8 protein-coding genes and 1 pseudogene are annotated in these 15864 nt (G+C 73.4%); 7 read left to right on the top strand and 2 right to left on the bottom strand.

Going from position 1 to position 15864, the window contains the following annotated elements; all coding sequences use genetic code 11:
* Window positions 1–7 precede the first annotated feature (7 nt).
* Window positions 8–82: pseudogene (locus ACFPQ9_RS38515) on the bottom strand (hypothetical protein); the annotation flags it as partial.
* 38 nt (window positions 83–120) lie between these two features.
* Window positions 121–819 (bottom strand): hypothetical protein, encoded by a 699-nt coding sequence (locus tag ACFPQ9_RS38510; RefSeq protein WP_380863782.1) that lies wholly within the window; start codon window positions 817–819, stop codon window positions 121–123.
* Between the two features lie 389 nt (window positions 820–1208).
* Here ACFPQ9_RS38510 and ACFPQ9_RS38505 point away from each other — a divergent pair, with 389 nt between their 5' ends.
* The 7 genes from ACFPQ9_RS38505 (at window position 1209) to ACFPQ9_RS38475 (ending at window position 15819) form a co-directional block, all read left to right on the top strand.
* Window positions 1209–1673 carry an ATP-binding protein gene (locus ACFPQ9_RS38505; RefSeq protein WP_380863779.1) on the top strand — a complete coding sequence of 155 codons (465 nt, stop codon included), beginning with the start codon at window positions 1209–1211 and terminating at the stop codon, window positions 1671–1673.
* Complete coding sequence (locus ACFPQ9_RS38500) at window positions 1670–2128, top strand: Fur family transcriptional regulator (protein WP_380863777.1); 459 nt, start codon at window positions 1670–1672, stop codon at window positions 2126–2128. Before ACFPQ9_RS38505 ends, ACFPQ9_RS38500 begins: the two co-directional genes overlap by 4 nt.
* Before the next feature lie 319 nt (window positions 2129–2447).
* The gene (gene eccCa, locus ACFPQ9_RS38495) at window positions 2448–6413 is read left to right on the top strand and encodes a type VII secretion protein EccCa (RefSeq protein ID WP_380863775.1); all 3966 of its coding nucleotides are present in this window, start codon (window positions 2448–2450) and stop codon (window positions 6411–6413) included.
* Complete coding sequence (gene eccD, locus ACFPQ9_RS38490; RefSeq protein WP_380863772.1) at window positions 6410–7783, top strand: type VII secretion integral membrane protein EccD; 1374 nt, start codon at window positions 6410–6412, stop codon at window positions 7781–7783. Before eccCa ends, eccD begins: the two co-directional genes overlap by 4 nt.
* An 8-nt stretch (window positions 7784–7791) precedes the next feature.
* Window positions 7792–9108 (top strand): type VII secretion protein EccB, encoded by a 1317-nt coding sequence (eccB, locus tag ACFPQ9_RS38485; RefSeq protein WP_380863769.1) that lies wholly within the window; start codon window positions 7792–7794, stop codon window positions 9106–9108.
* Window positions 9109–9124: 16 nt separating this feature from the next.
* Complete coding sequence (locus ACFPQ9_RS38480; protein WP_380863767.1) at window positions 9125–12541, top strand: hypothetical protein; 3417 nt, start codon at window positions 9125–9127, stop codon at window positions 12539–12541.
* Window positions 12538–15819: a right-handed parallel beta-helix repeat-containing protein gene (locus ACFPQ9_RS38475; RefSeq protein ID WP_380863764.1), complete on the top strand. Its 3282-nt coding sequence runs from the start codon at window positions 12538–12540 to the stop codon at window positions 15817–15819. Before ACFPQ9_RS38480 ends, ACFPQ9_RS38475 begins: the two co-directional genes overlap by 4 nt.
* Window positions 15820–15864 lie beyond the last annotated feature (45 nt).

Below are 15864 nucleotides of genomic sequence, written 5' to 3'. Positions count from 1 at the left end.
CGGTGAACGGCTCGGGAATGGCGGTACGGGAGAACTCGGCGACGCCGAGCAGCGCGCCGCGTGCCTGCAGCGGGACGACCATCCGGGAGTGGATCCCTTCCACCTCCTGAATCAGGGCCCTTACCACGGGCAGGCCGGGCGGCCAGTCCGCCCGTTCCGCGGCCACTTGCGGTCCTGCGGCGTATCTGTGGCGTGGGCCCGTGTCGTCGGCCAGGCGCTCCTGGGGCGCCGCGGTGGCAAGGCAGGCCTCCACAGCGGAGCCGGGAGCAATGGCCGTGACGTCGGCGGTCTCGGGGGAGGGGCCCGACGATCCGGTTGCCCGGAGGGGGCATGCGCCGCGCTGCGCAGCCGGATCGCCCCCGAGGCGGGAACCAGCGGGGGTTCCTGACCGCCGAGGACGCCGGCGAACAGGTCCACCTCTGCATGGTCGGCGAATACGGGCACGAACGCTTCGGCCAGTTCCTGGGCCGTGTGCTCCACGTCCAGGGTGCGGCCGATGGCGCTGTTGGCCTCGCTGAGCAGTAGCAGCCGGTGACGGGCCTCGTACTCGGCTGTCACGTCGACACCCCAGTACGCGATCGCACACAGGTCTCCGTCGTCGTCTCTGACCGGCCAGAATCTGACCGCCCACGGGTGGGCCTCTTCCTCGGCCCGGAGACGATCGGTGATGAAGAGGTACGAGGGTTCGCCGGTGCGCCGTACGTCGCGCAGCCGAGCGTTCACGCTTTCGATCATCGCCTTGGACAGCGGGGCGTCATCGAGGGGGTGGCCGCGCAACTCGTCCACCCGTTTCAGATGGCCCGACTCGGCGGTGGTCATGCTGGTCCGGAGTCGGCCTCACCGGGCGCGGTCAGGAGGGCACCCACCGGGCGGCCGCCGCGGTCCTCGCAGCTCGTCCGCCGATCGGCCGACAGCCTCGGCAGCGGTCCATCCCAACAAGTTCCGGGCGCCCTGGCTCCACCCCGCCACAGTGGCGCTCGAGCTTGTGCCCTACCGGTCCCGGCCGCGATGACGTCTGGACTGAGTCAGGGCAGAAGATTTCATCCAGATAATTGACCTATTCCAGAAAAGGCGTACTTTGAGAAGTACGCCCCGGTCCTCCACTCGAAGGTGCACCCCTCATGGACCGCACAGCCCCCCTCGAACCTCCCCCCGGTGAAACCGTCGACGATCAGGCCTTCCCCGCCCCTCGGCCCTGCGCGCCACCGATGACCGACAGCGCATCCGCAGGTGAGCCGGAGGTGCAGTCGTTCGTGGCCGGACCCTGGACTCTGCCGTGGTCTGCCACGGCATGCGGCCAGGCGAGGTCGGCCATAGGCGACGTACTCTCCCGATGGGGCCTGGATGATCTGGTCCCGACCACCGAGCTGCTGGTCAGCGAGCTGGTGTCCAATGCCCTTCGCCATGCCGTCGGCCCGCTGCGTCTGACGCTCGAGCGGGTGTCCGATGTGCGCTGCCTGGTCTCCGACGGTTCTTCGGCACCTCCCCGCCCGATCGATGCCGGCCTCGAGGCGGAGAGCGGCCGCGGACTCGCGCTCGTGGGCATGCTGGCCGCGCGTTGGGGCTGGGAGCACGGGCCCGTGGGCAAGAGCGTATGGTTCGAGCTCTCCTCGGACGCCGACCCGCCCGGCCGGGACATCGGCACCGACGAGAGGGAGGGCGGAGCGACATGACGACCGCCACCGACGCCGAGGAGCCCATGGCGCTGGCCGCAGGACTGCTGCGCACCGCGGGCCTACGGGTGACCGCCCCGCGCATGGCCATCCTCGTGGCTGTCCAGGAGTCATCCGGCCACCTCGACGTCGACGCCCTGCGTGCGCACGCCCAGCGGGTCACCGGCCGCCTGTCCGTGCAGGCCACCTACAACGTCCTGCGCGCCCTCACGGACGCCGGCCTGGTGCGGTGCACACAGATTCCCGGTCACCCGGCCCGTTACGAGACCGAGCGCCACGACAATCACCACCACTTCGTGTGCCGCCGCTGCGGCACCATCCGTGACGTGGTGTGCTCGGTGGGTACTGCTCCCTGCATGGACCCGCACCTGCCGGAGGAGTACGACACGCAAGAGGCCGCGGTGACGTTCTGGGGCCTGTGTCCCGAGTGCCGGACGGAGACTCCGGCACCCTGACTCGCCCGGCCCGGCCCGGCCCGGCCCGGTCCATCCGGACGGCCACGGTCCTGGCGCGCGAGCAGCAGCCCAGCGCCTGAGCACCGTCCTCGTCCCTGCATCACGGGATCTGTCGGCGCACGACATGAGTCCCGGGGCGCGGTCACTTTGCCCGTTCGACCAGGCTTCGCTGTCCGTAAGGGCAGGTCATGGTTCGGGTGGCGATGACGCGCACTGCTTTCTTCCTACTCTCAGGTGCCGCAAGTACCAGCACAGGGCAGGAGAGAGCACGTTGAGCACTGTGGCAGTCAGGCGCTCGCCACGTGGCGACGGTCCCCGTATGCCGGAAGGTCAGATCGAACTGGCTGAGCCTCCTGTGCTGGGTGAACCGGCCGTCGCCGACTTCGGTTCCGCGATGATGTATCTGCCGATGGGCCTCGGCACCGGTGCCATGGTGCTGATGTTCTCGGTCGGCCGGGGCGGAGCGTCCATGTACATGATGTCCGGGATGATGGGCATCGCCATGGTCAGCATGACCCTGGTCCAGATCGGCCGGCCCGGTGCCGAACGGCGCCGCCGGATGCGCGCCGAACGCCGCGACTACCTGCGGTACCTCGACCAGAAGCGCAGGCAGGCCCGGCAGGCCGCAGAGGAACAGCGCACCGCCCTGCTGTGGGACAACCCGGACCCGGCGGGCCTGTGGGCCGTCGCGTCGGGCCCGCGGCTGTGGGAACGCAGGCCGGGCCACGACGACTTCGCCCGGGTCAGGATCGGGCTCGCCACGCGCCGCGCCGCCCTGGAGTTCCTGCCGCCGCAGACCAAACCGGTGGAGGACCTGGAACCGCTGTGCGCGATCTCGCTGCGGCGTTTCACCCGAGCCCACCAAACCGTGCCGCGGCTGCCCGTCCCGGTCGCACTCCAGAGCTTCACCAGCGTCGAGTTCACCGGCGAGGCCACCGATGCGCTGCCCCTGGCACGGGCGGTGATCGGGCAACTGGCCGTCCTCCACTCCCCGGACGAACTGCGGATCGCGGTGCTGGCCGACGAAAACGCCCGCCGTGAGTGGGACTGGCTGAAGTGGCTGCCGCACAACGCCCATCCGTACGAGGAGGACTCCGCGGGCCCCGTCCGGCTGGCCGCCGACGACCACGATGCGCTGCTGGACCTGCTGGGCTCCGACGTCCGCGACCGCCCGGACCACGACCTGTCCTCCTCGCCCAGCGTCGCCGAACCCTTTGTGGTGATCGTCGCCCAGGGCGTGCGGATCCCGGAGACCTCCCGGCTGCTCGGCTCCGGGATGCGCGGTGTCGTACTCCTCGACCTGACCGGCGCCGTGCCCGGCGGCAGCAAGGTGCTGCGGCTCACCGCCCGCGACGGCAGGGTCGACTTTCCCTCCGGCACCGAGACCGTCTCCGGCCGTGCCGACCGGCTCGGCGTCACCGAGGCCGAGACGCTCGCCCGGCTGCTCGCCCCGATGCGTACCGGCGGCGGTGTCGACCTGGCGGACCGGCCCTTTGAATCCGACTTCGACCTGGCTGCCATGCTCGGCATCCGCGACGTGCGCACCTTCGACGTGGCCGCCAAGTGGCGCCCGAGGGCCGTCCAGAACGCCCGCCTCAAAGTGCCGATCGGGGTCACGGAGGAGGGTGAGATGGTCGAACTCGACCTCAAGGAGTCCGCTCAGGGCGGCATGGGCCCGCACGGTCTGCTGATCGGTGCGACCGGCTCCGGCAAGAGCGAGCTGCTGCGCACCCTGGTGATGGGCCTGGTCACCACCCACTCCTCCGAGGTCCTCAACCTGGTCCTGGTGGACTTCAAGGGCGGCGCCACCTTCCTGGGCCTGGACCGGCTCCCGCACACCTCCGCCGTCATCACCAACCTCGCCGAAGAACTCCACCTCGTCGACCGCATGAGGGACTCCATCAACGGCGAGTTGATCCGCCGTCAGGAAATGCTGCGTGACGCCGGTTTCGCCTCGCTCTTCGAATACGAGAAGGCCCGCGGTGCCGGCGCCACTCTGGCGCCGATGCCGTCACTGCTGATCGTCGTGGACGAGTTCTCGGAACTGCTGGCCGGCAAGCCCGAATTCGTCGATCTGTTCGTCTCCATCGGCCGCCTGGGGCGCAGCCTCGGCGTCCACCTGCTGCTCGCCTCCCAGCGGCTGGACGAGTCACGGATCCACCGGGTCGAGGGGCACCTGTCGTACCGGCTGGCGCTGCGCACCTTCTCCACCATGGAGTCCCGCAGCGTGATCGGTACCTCCAGCGCCTACGAGCTGCCGTCCGCGCCCGGCAACGGCTACCTCAAGGTGGACACGACCAACCTCGTACGGTTCAAGGCCGCCTACGTCTCCGGCCCCGCGCCCGCCGCGTCGGGTCCGGCCGAACCGACACACGCGGCGACCGCCGACCGCGAGGTGACCGTCTTCGGCCTGGAACAACGCGGCCCGCTCGCCTCGGCCCGAGCCGAGGAGGAGGCCGCCCTGGTCTCGCTCGCCGAGGAGTCGCTGCGCGGCGGGCCCTCCGACGAGGCCACGGCCGAGGAAGGCCAGGACACTCTGCTGGAGGTCCTCGTCGAACGGCTCGCGGACAGCGGTCCGCCCGCCCGGCAGGTCTGGCTCCCGCCGCTGACCTCCTCGCCCAGCCTGGACCAGCTGCTGCCCGGCATCGTCCCCGACCCGGACCGTGGCATGGGCGCAGCCGACCCTGGGGCCCAGGGCGCGCTGCGGGTTCCGCTCGGCATGGTGGACCGCCCGTTCGAGCAGCTGCGCGAACTGCTGGTCGCCGACCTGTCCGGAGCCGAAGGGCACGTCGGCGTGGTGGGCGCGCCGCAGACCGGCAAGTCGACCCTGCTGCGCACCCTGATGCTCTCGCTGGCCCTGAACCACACCCCCCGGGAGATCCAGTTCTACTGTCTGGACTTCGGCGGCGGCGGTCTGGTCTCCACCGCCGGACTGCCGCACGTCGGCTCGGTCGCCACCCGGCTGGAGCGTGACCGCGTGCTGCGGACCGTCGCGGAACTCACCCAGCTCCTGGAGCGCCGCGAGCAGCTGTTCACCGACAAGGGCCTGGAATCCATGGCCGCCTATCGCGCGCTGCGCCACCAGGGCGCGGTCGACGACCCCCACGGTGACATCTTCCTGGTGGTGGACGGCTGGGCCACCCTCCGCCAGGACTTCGAGGACCTGGAGCAGCGGGTCATGGAGCTGGCCGCCCGGGGCCTGTCCTTCGGCCTGCATGTGATCACCTCCGCGGTCCGCTGGTCGGAGATCAGGGCCCGGCTGCGCGACATGCTGGGCACCAAGCTCGAACTGCGGCTCGGCGACTCCATGGAGTCCGAGGTCCGCTCGAAGGCGGCGGCCGGAGTGCCGCACCAGCCCGGGCGCGGCCTGACCGGGTCCGGCCACCACTTCCTGTCCGCCCTGCCGAGGCTCGACAGCTCCTCGCGCACCGACGACCTGACGGCCGCCACCAAGGGCGCCGTCGCCGAGATCGACACCTTCTGGACCGGCGACAGGGCTCCCGGCGTGCGCCTGCTGCCGACCCGGCTGGAAGCCGGCAGCCTCCCCGCCGCGGCGCGGGAACGCGACCTCAAGTTCTGCCTCGGCTGGGACGAGCAGCGGCTCGCCCCCGTTTGGCACGACTTCGCAACCACCCCGCACCTGATGGTTTTCGGCGACGGCGAGACCGGCAAGACCAACGCCCTGCGTCTGGCCATCCGCGCCATCACCAGCCGCTACGGACCGGACGAGGCACGCATCCTGCTCGCCGACCCCGGCCGCGGACTGCTGGCGGACGTGCCCGAGGAGTACCGCGTCGGCTACGTCGTCGACAACGACGCGCTCGGGCAACTCGCCGAGAGCGCCGCCCTCTCCGTCAGCAAGCGGCTGCCCGGCGCCGACGTCACCCCGGAGCAGCTCGCGAAGCGGGACTGGTGGCAGGGCCCGCAGCTGTTCGTCCTGATCGACGACTACGACCTGTTCTCCGCCGCGCCGGGTGCCCCCTCCCCGACGGCCCCGCTGGTGCGGTTGCTCGCCCAGGGCGCCCAGATCGGGCTGCACCTGATCGTCGCACGCAGCACGTCAGGCGCGATGCGCGCCGTCATGGACCCGCTCATCCGCCGCCTGTGGGAGCTGGGCAACCCGGCGCTGCTGTTCTCCTACCCGAAGGAGGAGGGCAGGTTCATCGGCGAGGCCAAGCCCCGCACCCTGCCCGCCGGACGCGCCCAGCTCGTCACCCGGCGCACCGTCGGACTCGTCCAGACCGGCCTGGTGCCGGCGCCCCCCGCCCCGACAGGAGCACGATGACCACCGCACCCCCCGCGGCGGAGGCCACCCAAGTCTGCCGCCTCACCGTCGACGGCCCGGCGTGCCGTGCCGACCTGTCCGTTCCGGTCACCACCCCGGTCTCCGCGCTGTTGCCCGTACTGCTGGGGCACGTCACCACAACACCCGAGCAGCAAGGCGCACCGTGGGTGCTGCAACGGCTCGGAGACGCTCCACTCGACCCCGAGGCCACCCCGGAGACCGCGGGCCTGCGCCACGGCGACGTACTCCAGCTCCGCCCGGCCGACGCGCCGCTGCCGGCGCTGCACTTCGACGACGTCTCCGACGGGGTCGCGCACAGCGTCAGCGGCGGCCCCGGCCGGTGGCAGCCGAAGCTCACCCGCAACCTCGCGCTGGCCCTCGCCTGCCTGGCGCTGGCCGCCCTCGCCGCCGCCCTGATCGGCGCGGGACCCGGGGTTCCGACCGCCGGGGCGAGCGGGCTGATCGCGCTGGTGCTGGCCGCGGGCTGCGTCGGGGCCACGAGGCTGCGTGCGGACCGGGGCAGCGTCCTGGTGGCGGGGATCGGCGCCTTCGCCTTCACCGGGTTGGCCGGGCTGACCTCGCGGGTGGGTCCGGACGGCGGCTATACCCCCGGGGTGCTGGTCGCCGCCACCGGACTCGTGGCACTGGCCGGAGTGCTGCTCGCATTCGGTGCGCTGCCGTTGCCGGCGGGCAGCATCCTGGCCACCGCGGTGTCGGTCATCGCAGGTGCGGGCCTGGTGGAGGGCGCCGGACTGAGGCCGGCGCAGGCCGCCGCGGTGATCGCCGTCGCCCTGTTCGTCCTCGGGCACATCGCGCCCCGCGTGGCACTGCGCACGGCCCGGCTGCGCGTGCCGCACCTGCCGCATGACGCCGAGGAACTCCAGGAGGACATCGAACCCGAGCAGGGGGACCTGGTGGCACGCCGGGCCAGGATCGCCACGGCCTTCCTCGACATGCTCGCCATCGCTTCCGCGATCGTGTGGGGGGTCGCCGCCTGGCTGCTCGCCGTCCACGAGCGCGACTGGGCCGGATGGCTCCTCCCGCTCACCCTGAGCATGGCGGTCCTCCTCCGCGCGCGCGGCATGGACGGCGTCCTCCAGCGCGTCCCGGCGGTGCTCGTGGGCGCGGGTGGACTCGGTGTGGTCCTGGTCGTGCGCGCCGCGCCGGCCGGGCGGGCCGCGGTGCTCGCGCTACTGCTGGCCGCCGCGGCCCTGCTGCTGGTCGGCGCCTGGCGGCTGCCTCACGGGCGGCTGCTGCCCGTGTGGGGGCACCTCGGCGATCTGATGGAGATCGTCACGGCGCTCGCGGTGCTGCCGCTGCTGCTCCAAGTGCTCGACGGGTACGCCTACTTCCGCGGCCTCGCGGGCTAGGGGCGCGCATGCAGACTCGACGCGACCACGTACAGGCGTACCAGTTCGCCATGGGCCGCCTTGCCTCCGCGCTGGTCAGCGGGGATCCCGGCCGGGGCGACAGCCCGACCCGGCGATCCGCACTCGGCACGGTCTTCGGGGTGGGTGTGGTGGTCCTGCTGTGCGCGGGATTCGGCGTGTACGGCCTGTTGTCACCGGTCGCGAAGACCGACTGGAAGAAGAACGGGGCCGTCGTCCTGGAGAAGGAGACCGGCAACCGCTACATCTACGCCGACGGCGTCCTGTACCCGGCCCGCAACCACGCCTCGGCCCTGCTCATCGCGGGCGGACGGGCCATCCCGTACACGGTGTCCGCGAAGTCCCTGGCCGGTGTCCCGCACGGCTCCCCGGTCGGCATCCAGGACGCACCCGACACCGTGCCGGACGCCTCCGGACTGGTCACCGGCGCCTGGGCCCGCTGCCTACGGTCGGGGGAGACCGGTCACCCCGCCGCAAAGGGCGCCGTCCGCGGCGGCCAGACCCTCGTCTTCGGCCCGTCCGCCGCCGCGCTTGCTGCCCTGCCGGCCGACCGGGAGGTGCTGCTCGGCGAAGGCGACACCCGCTACCTGCTCGTCGGCGGCACCAAGTACCGCGTCCCCGCCGGCTCCGCCCTCATCGCCCTCGGCCTGGACGGCAGGCCGGCCGTTTCCGCCCCCGCCGACTGGCTGGCCGCGATCCCCACCGGCCCCGCCCTCACCGCGCCCGCGCCGCCCGGCGCCGGGACACCGGGCGGCAAGGTCGCCGGGCGGGCCGCCGAGGTCGGTCAGGTCTTCCGGACCAGCACCGGCCGCGGCGCGCACTACTACGTCCTGCGGGCCGACGGCCTCGCACCCGTCAACGCAACCGAGTACGCCCTGCTCGCAGCACGCCGAGGCGCGCCTGCCGCGCGTCAGGTCAGCCAGTCGGACATCGCTGTGGCGCCGGTCTCGGCCGAACGCGGCCTGAAGCGACGGCTCCCCGACGTGTCCGAGGCCCGTCCCCTGACCGCCGGGACGGTCTGCCTGAAAGTTGCGCCGGGCGGCAGGACCCGCGTCGTGGTGGGCACCCCGAGCACCCGGCAGGTCGTCATCCCGCCGGGCGAGGCGGTCCTCGCGGCCCCTCCCGGCAGAAACACCTTCCAGTACCTCATCACCGAGCAAGGGAAGAAGTACCGGCTCGCGGACAGCGATGCCGCCTCGGCCCTCGGTCTCGGCGCCCCCGACCGGCGGCTCATCCTGCCCGGAGGCATCCTCGCGCTGATCCCCGAAGGCCCGGTGCTGAGCCGCGCCGCGGCCGCCAAGGGATGAAAAGGACGGCCAGGCCATGAAACTCCGGCTCCGCGCGGCGGTTGGTGACGCCGTACTGATCCATCCCAAGGGAAAGCCCGACCAACGGGCCGTCGGCTTCGCCGAAGGGCTGGCCCGTGATGTCCACAACACCCTCGTCGTGGTCGACCTGCCGCCCGGCGCCGTCGACCGCGAGTGGGAGTCCGTCGCCCGCCTGCTGGCCCCGGCCAGATACGGCAGCCTGCGGCTGGTCTTCGGACGCGGCACGCGTGAGGAGATCCGCACGGCCGGCCGGCGGATCGCCGACCGGCTCGGACGCGAGGTCCTGGTGCCGGACGGCCCTGTCGTGCCCACGGTGGTGGGCGGCCTGTTCGTGCCCGGTGACCGGGGCGACGGGTGGCTGCGCTGCCGACCGGGGCGCCCGGCCGAGCGGGACTCCCAGCGATTCCCCAAGCCGCACTGGGAGTTCTCTTTGCCGGCCCGGCCCATGCCGACCGGCACCCACACGGTGGCCGAGCCGGTGCCTGGCGGGGTATGGGTGCGTGACACCCGCGCCGATCCGTCGGCGGCCCAGCGCAGGCGAGTGGTCGAGGACCTGCCGGCCCGTCCCGATGTGCTCCTCGTGATTGTCGGCGGCCCCGGTGCTCCGGCGGTCGGCCTCGATGACCTGGCCCGCTTCTGGGACACCGTCCTGCCCAATGCCCGGCCGTCGGTGAGGTTCGCGATGTACGGCACGCTCGACGTCCCCGCGGCCGTCGCCCCGGGGCAGGGGCTGGCGGACGCCCTGGGCGAACCGGTCGTGCTGTACGCCGGACTGCCCGCAGGCCCGCGCGGCGCCGAGGAGATACGGGTGTACGGCGGGGACACCATGCCGGGTTGGCGTCCGTACGCGGAGGAGCTGCGCTATGTGCCGGTGAGGGGCGGCCAGGCGCCGCCTCCGGTGCTGGCCGGGCTGCGCCCGCCGCTGGCCGAGGTGCCAGAGATCGCCGCCGGGCTGTACGAGTACGCCTCGGACACCGTCCTGGAGGTGGTCCAGAGCGGGTTGTGGCTGCGGTCCCGCACCGAGCCGTCCGGTGCCGACGCCGTCCGGCGGGCTCCCGCCGCGACCGGCCATGTCACTCTCCACGTCGACCGCGGCAGCCAGGAGACGGCGGACCGCATGCGGGCCCTGGCCGAGGACCTCCGCCGGCGGCTTCACGCCGAGACCGGTGCCGCCATCGTCCTCGCCCCGGCCGACGAGCAGCCCGGCCTCGCCGCGGGGGAAGCGGCTCACGGCCTGGCGGCCGCTTGGGGCGACGGGCTCGACGGCGGGCCACCGGCAGCCCTCGCGTCACCGGCGGAGCGGACGGCGCCGCCGCCGGAGCAGCGGGCGCCGCTCCGTCCGTCTCCGGCGCCCGAGGCAGGTGCGCTGACATCGGCAGCACTCCCGCCACAGCGCACCCACACGGAGTCCGGCGCCCTGTCCTCTCCTGCCCCCAGGATCCGGGGCGATGTTCCGACGCCCCCTGATGGGGTGTTGGTCGACCCGGTGGTCGGGGTGCCTCCGGTTCGGGGCGGTGTTCCGACGACGCTTGATGGGGTGTTGGTCGACCCGGTGGTCGGGGTGCCTCCGGTTCGGGGCGGTGTTCCGACGACGCCTGACGGGGTGTTGGTCGACCCGGCGCTCCGGGTGCCCGCGGTCCGGGGCGGTACGCGCCGGTCCGGCCCTTCGGGCGATCCGCCGGTCCCGCCGGCGACGGAGCCTGCTGGTCGGCCTGGCCCGGCTGATCCAGTTTCGCCGCGGACGGAGCCTGCTGCCAGGCCCGGCCGGGCCGATCCGGTCCTGCCGACGACAGAGCCTGTCGCCCTGCCCCGCCCGGCCCGGATCGGGGAGCGTCGGCCGCTTCCCGTGGACCCCATGCCGCCCGCCCCGGACGGGGGCGGTCCGACCGCGGCCCCGCCGGTCCCGTCGGCGACGGAGCCGGCTGCCTCGCCTCGCCGGGCCGGTCCGGATCCGGCGTTCGGCGGCGTCGCCACTGCGCCCTTCGCGCGGACCAGGCATGCCGCGGGGCGAGGGCCATCCGGGGGATCGGACGTGACGGCCCGGCTCGAAGAGCCCACGGCCGGGGACACGTCGACGGCTCCCGGAGCGGCCGAAGCGTCGGACCATGACGCAGCGGCCCGGCCCGGCCTCGCGGAAGCCGGCCCCGCCTCGGAGGACGCCGCCTCTGCCGCCCCCCAGACTGGCCGGACCCCGGATCCCGTCTCTGCTCCGGCGGCCCGAGCGCAGCTTTCGGGGACCGCGGAGCGGCTCTTGCCGCCTGCGCCGGCGGCCGGAGTTCCGGAGCGCGTCTCTGCTCCGGCGGCCCCAGCGCAGCTTTCGGAGACCGCGGAGCGGCTCTTGCCGCCTGCGCCGACGGCCGGAGTTCCGGATCCTGTCCCCGCTCCGGCGGCCCCAGCGCAGTTTTCGGAGACCGCGGAGCAGACCCTGCAGCCTCCGTCGACCGCCGGAGTACCGGAGCCGTCGGCAGCCGATGTGGCCGTCGGCGCTCCGGCTCCGCGCCCTGGCCGGCCCTCGACCGCGATCCCCGCGCGGCCCGCCGCATCCGGGTTCCGGCTGGAGTCCGCCGCACCCGAAGAGGCCGCTGCGCCCCCCGCGCCCGCCCCGGCGAGCCCGGCCCGCACGGGCGTAAGTGTGCAGCCGACGCCGAAGGCCGCCGCCTGCGCGCTGCCGCCCGAACGTGGGGTCGGGCAGGAGCGGGACTGGGTGCGCCGGACCTTCAGCGAGCAGTACAACGCGGCGGCGGGAGTCGTCGCGCGGGTGATCTCCGAGTCGCCGGGCCTGCGCGGCGGATCCAAGAGCGAGGCGGCGGAGGCCCTGACCGAACTGGTCGCGGTGCGCCTGTATCTGTCCGGCGACCACCGCCGGGCCGACGACGCCGTACGCGCCGCCGCAGCGGGCCCGCATGTGCCGCTGGCCCGCTGTGTGACGGCCGGGCTGCGGCGACTGCCCTCCTACCGTGGCCCCGCCCTGCTGCGGTCCCGGCTCGGTGCGGCCGAGCGGGCCTGGTACCGCGAGGGCAGGCTGGCCACCGAGTGGGCGTTCTGTCACGCCCGAACCGTGCTGCACGAGGGCCCGCGCGGCGGCACGGACTTCCTGATCTGGTCGATGACCGCCCGCCGGACCAGTCAGCTCGACCCCGCGGTAGCCGACCGTGTGCTGTTCCTGCCCGGCACCAGCTTCAAGGTGCTGCGCACCGAGGGCACCACCGTGCTGCTGCGCGAGCTGTCGCCCTCGGAGATCGCAGAGGACGGCAGGGTCGAGGTCCAGCGGGGCAAGCTCGACACGATCGCCCTGCAGGGTCTGCAGAAGATCCTCGACGCGTTGGAGAAGGCCGGGACGGACGACCGGGCCGAGAGCGCCGACCCGCCCGGGCTGATCGTCGCCCGCCGTAAAGAAGGAGCCAAGTCGTGAGCAGGCAGGTCCTGTTGGTCTCCCCGGACCGCCCCGGAACCCATCGGTCGATCGCCGACGCGCTGGCCGAGGCCGCCGAGGGTGCGCTCATCACCGTGGCTTCGGGCCGGTACGAGGAGACCCTCGACATCACCCGCACGGTCACCGTGGCCGCCGAGGGCGGGGCGGGGACCGTGCAGGTGCACGCGGCCAAGGGGAGCACCGTCGTGGTGGACGCGGAGGCGGTCCAGCTCTCCGGCCTGGTGCTGTCCGGCGCCGACCGGGAGGCTCCCGTGCTCGACGTGCGCCGCGGACAGGCCGCCCTCGACGCCTGCCGGATCGCCGGCGAGGCCTGGACCGCGGTGCTCGCCTGGCACGAGGGCACCCTTGCGGCCCGCGGCTGCCGGGTGACCAATCCGCACGGCGCCGGCGTGGTCGTCACCTCGGGCGGCGGAAACGTGCTGGAGGACACCGAGGTGGCCGAAGCCGGTTCGTCGGCGATCGTGGTCGCCGAGCACGGCCGCCTCGACATCCGGGACTGTCTGCTGGAACGCGCCGGGGGCAACGGCATCTGCGTCAACGGCAGCGGCCGGGCGACCGTGGCGGCCACCAGGATCACCGGCAGCGGCAAGCCGGCCCTCGCCGTCGAGCAGGAAGGACGGGCCGTCCTGCACCAGGTCACGGTCACGGGCAGCGCCGCAGTGGACGCGTACCTCACCAGCCGGGGCGAGACCACGATCACCGAATGCGTCTTCTCCGGCTCGGCCGGGCAGGCGGTGCACGTCAGCGGTGAGGCCGCGCCGCGGCTGCGCGGCTGCAAGGTCACCGGCGCGGCCCGCGTCGGCGTCCAGGTCACCGCAGGCGCCCGGCCCCGGCTGGAGGACTGCGAGATCACGGACACCCCGATCGGCCTCCAGGTCAGCGGTGCCCAAAGCGAGGCCATGGCCACCGGGCTCGCGGTACGGGACGCCGCCACCGCCGCCGTCCAGGTCACGGAGTCCGCCGCCGCGGAACTGGACGGGCTCACCGTCACGGGCACCTCCGGCTCCGGTGCCCGGGCCGCAGGCAGCGCGCAACTCACCCTGAGGGAAGCCGAGATCACCCTCGGCGGCGGTCACGCCATCGAGCTGGCGGGCGGGGCAGACGGCCGGTTCACCGGTGTCCGGCTCACCACCACCGGCAAGGGACACGGGCTGAGCCTGGACGGCGGGGCCACCGCGCTCCTGACCGACTCCACGCTGCGCGACTGCGGCGCGGTCGTCGGCGACCGCGGTGAACTCACCGCCCGCGACAGCGAGTTCATCGGATCCGGCACCGACGCCATCCGTGTCCTCGCCGGTGGCTCACTCACCGCCGTGGGCTGCCGGATGACCGGGGCGCGGGGCGACGGCGTCAGCATCGAGGACGGCGCCCGCGCCGACCTCAGCAACTGCGCCGTCTTCGACAACGCGGGAGACGGTGTCAGATCCGTCGGCGCCGACGACTCCGTACACCTGCAGGACAGTGAGGTCCGCGACAACGCCCCCGCCGCTCCAGGCAAGGAGCCTGCGGCCCGGTCCGGCACCGGGCCGCTGGCCGAACTGGAGGCCCTGGTCGGCCTGGAGAGCGTCAAGGCGGAGGTCACCGGCCTGATCAACCTCAACAAGATGACCCAGCGGCGCACCGAGATGGGCCTGCCGATGCCCCCGATGAGCCGTCATCTGGTCTTCGCCGGGCCGCCCGGCACCGGCAAGACCACCGTGGCCCGGCTGTACGGGGCGGTGCTCGCCGAACTCGGCGTCCTCAGCCAGGGCCACATAGTCGAGGTGGCCCGCGCCGACCTGGTCGCCCAGATCATCGGCGGCACCGCCATCAAGACCACGGAGGTCGTCAACAAGGCCCTGGGCGGGGTGCTCTTCATCGACGAGGCGTACACCCTGACCAACCAGTCACGGGGCACCGGGCCGGACTTCGGCCAGGAGGCCGTCGAGACGCTGATGAAGATGATGGAGGACCACCGCGACGAGATCGTCGTCATCGCGGCGGGCTACTCCGCGCACATGGACCAGTTCCTGGCCTCCAACCCCGGCATGGCGTCCCGGTTCGCCCGCACGATCGAGTTCCCCAACTACGACCCGGAGGAACTGGTCACCATCGTCCGGGGCCTGTGCGCCAAGCACTTGTACGAATTGAGCGACGACGCCCTCGCGGCGCTGACCCGCTACTTCGTGGACGTCCCCAAGGGCCCGACCTTCGGCAACGGCCGAGTCGCCCGCCAGGTCTTCGAGACGATGATCGGCAACCAGGCGTCCCGGCTGGCCGTCCACCCGCCGGCGTACGACAGCGAACTGAGCCTGCTGACCGCCGCCGACATCCTGGTGACACCGGTCTCGTCGACCCCTTCCGGCCCGGCGACGCCTCTTGTTGAGTCCCCGTCCGTCCCTTCCGCCGAGGTGTCGCCTTCCGCTGAGTCCCCGTCGGAGCCTTCCGCCCCCCAGACGGAGCCTTCCACCGAGGTCCCGTCGGCCCGGAGCGTGTCCACCGGGACCGTGGCCGTGCGGGCTGCCCGCCACTTGGCCGCCCTGACCGGCCTCGACCCTGTCCGGGACGCTCTGGCCGCGCGGCTCGACACTCTCGTCGAACTGGGGCAGGGCACCGCGGGCCTGGCGGACATCGTCCTAGAGGGCGCGCCCGGAAGCGGCCGCCGTGCGGTGGCCGCCGCGTACGGCAGAGCCCTCGCCGAACTCGGCGTGATCGCCACCGGCGCACTGGACCGGCTGGCGCTGTCCTCGGTCCCGGCCCGCTGGCCGGAGCAGCCGCACGCATACGTCGGACATGTCTTCCGGCAGGCCGCAGGCGGAGTCCTGCTGCTTGAGGCGGACGCCGGCTTCGAGAGCCGCCCGGACGTCGAACGGAGCGCGGTGATCGACGCGTTGGCCGCCGCGGCGGTGGCGCGGGACGGGCACGGCTCCGTGCTCGTGCTCTCCGGAGGCCCGCCGCATCTGATGGGTCTGCTGAGCGACCGTACCGACCTGGCCGGGCCGTTCGCCGAGTACCTGCGGCTGCCCGCTTACACCGGCCCCGGACTCGCGGAACTGACCCGGCGGCGGCTGGCGGCCCTGGGCCTGGAGGTGGACGAGGAGGCGGTGCGGGCGCTGGCCGGACAGGACCCGGCCCACGGCGCCTACGGCGCGCACCGGTTGGCGGACCACATCGCCGAGCGTGCCCGTGCCCGGACCGTGACCCTGGCCGACCTCCCGCTCGCCGCGCACCGGGAGGTCGGCCAGGCTCCGGCCGGCCCCGCGATGGTGCCCTCGTGATGGGGCCGGCACTGACGGGCGAAGGGGCAGAACCGCCGGGACGAT

Source organism: Streptomyces coerulescens (assembly GCF_042657965.1).
Classification (GTDB): Bacteria; Actinomycetota; Actinomycetes; order Streptomycetales; family Streptomycetaceae; genus Streptomyces; species Streptomyces coerulescens.
This window is presented reverse-complemented; position numbering and strand designations above follow the sequence as displayed.

Excerpts from the sequence above, each read along its gene's own strand:
- ACFPQ9_RS38510 (WP_380863782.1), bottom strand. The coding sequence starts at position 819 with ATGACCACCGCCGAGTCGGGCCATCTGAAACGGGTGGACGAGTTGCGC.
- ACFPQ9_RS38505 (WP_380863779.1), top strand. The coding sequence starts at position 1,209 with ATGACCGACAGCGCATCCGCAGGTGAGCCGGAGGTGCAGTCGTTCGTG.
- ACFPQ9_RS38500 (WP_380863777.1), top strand. The coding sequence starts at position 1,670 with ATGACGACCGCCACCGACGCCGAGGAGCCCATGGCGCTGGCCGCAGGA.
- eccCa (WP_380863775.1), top strand. The coding sequence starts at position 2,448 with ATGCCGGAAGGTCAGATCGAACTGGCTGAGCCTCCTGTGCTGGGTGAA.
- eccD (WP_380863772.1), top strand. The coding sequence starts at position 6,410 with ATGACCACCGCACCCCCCGCGGCGGAGGCCACCCAAGTCTGCCGCCTC.
- eccB (WP_380863769.1), top strand. The coding sequence starts at position 7,792 with ATGCAGACTCGACGCGACCACGTACAGGCGTACCAGTTCGCCATGGGC.
- ACFPQ9_RS38480 (WP_380863767.1), top strand. The coding sequence starts at position 9,125 with ATGAAACTCCGGCTCCGCGCGGCGGTTGGTGACGCCGTACTGATCCAT.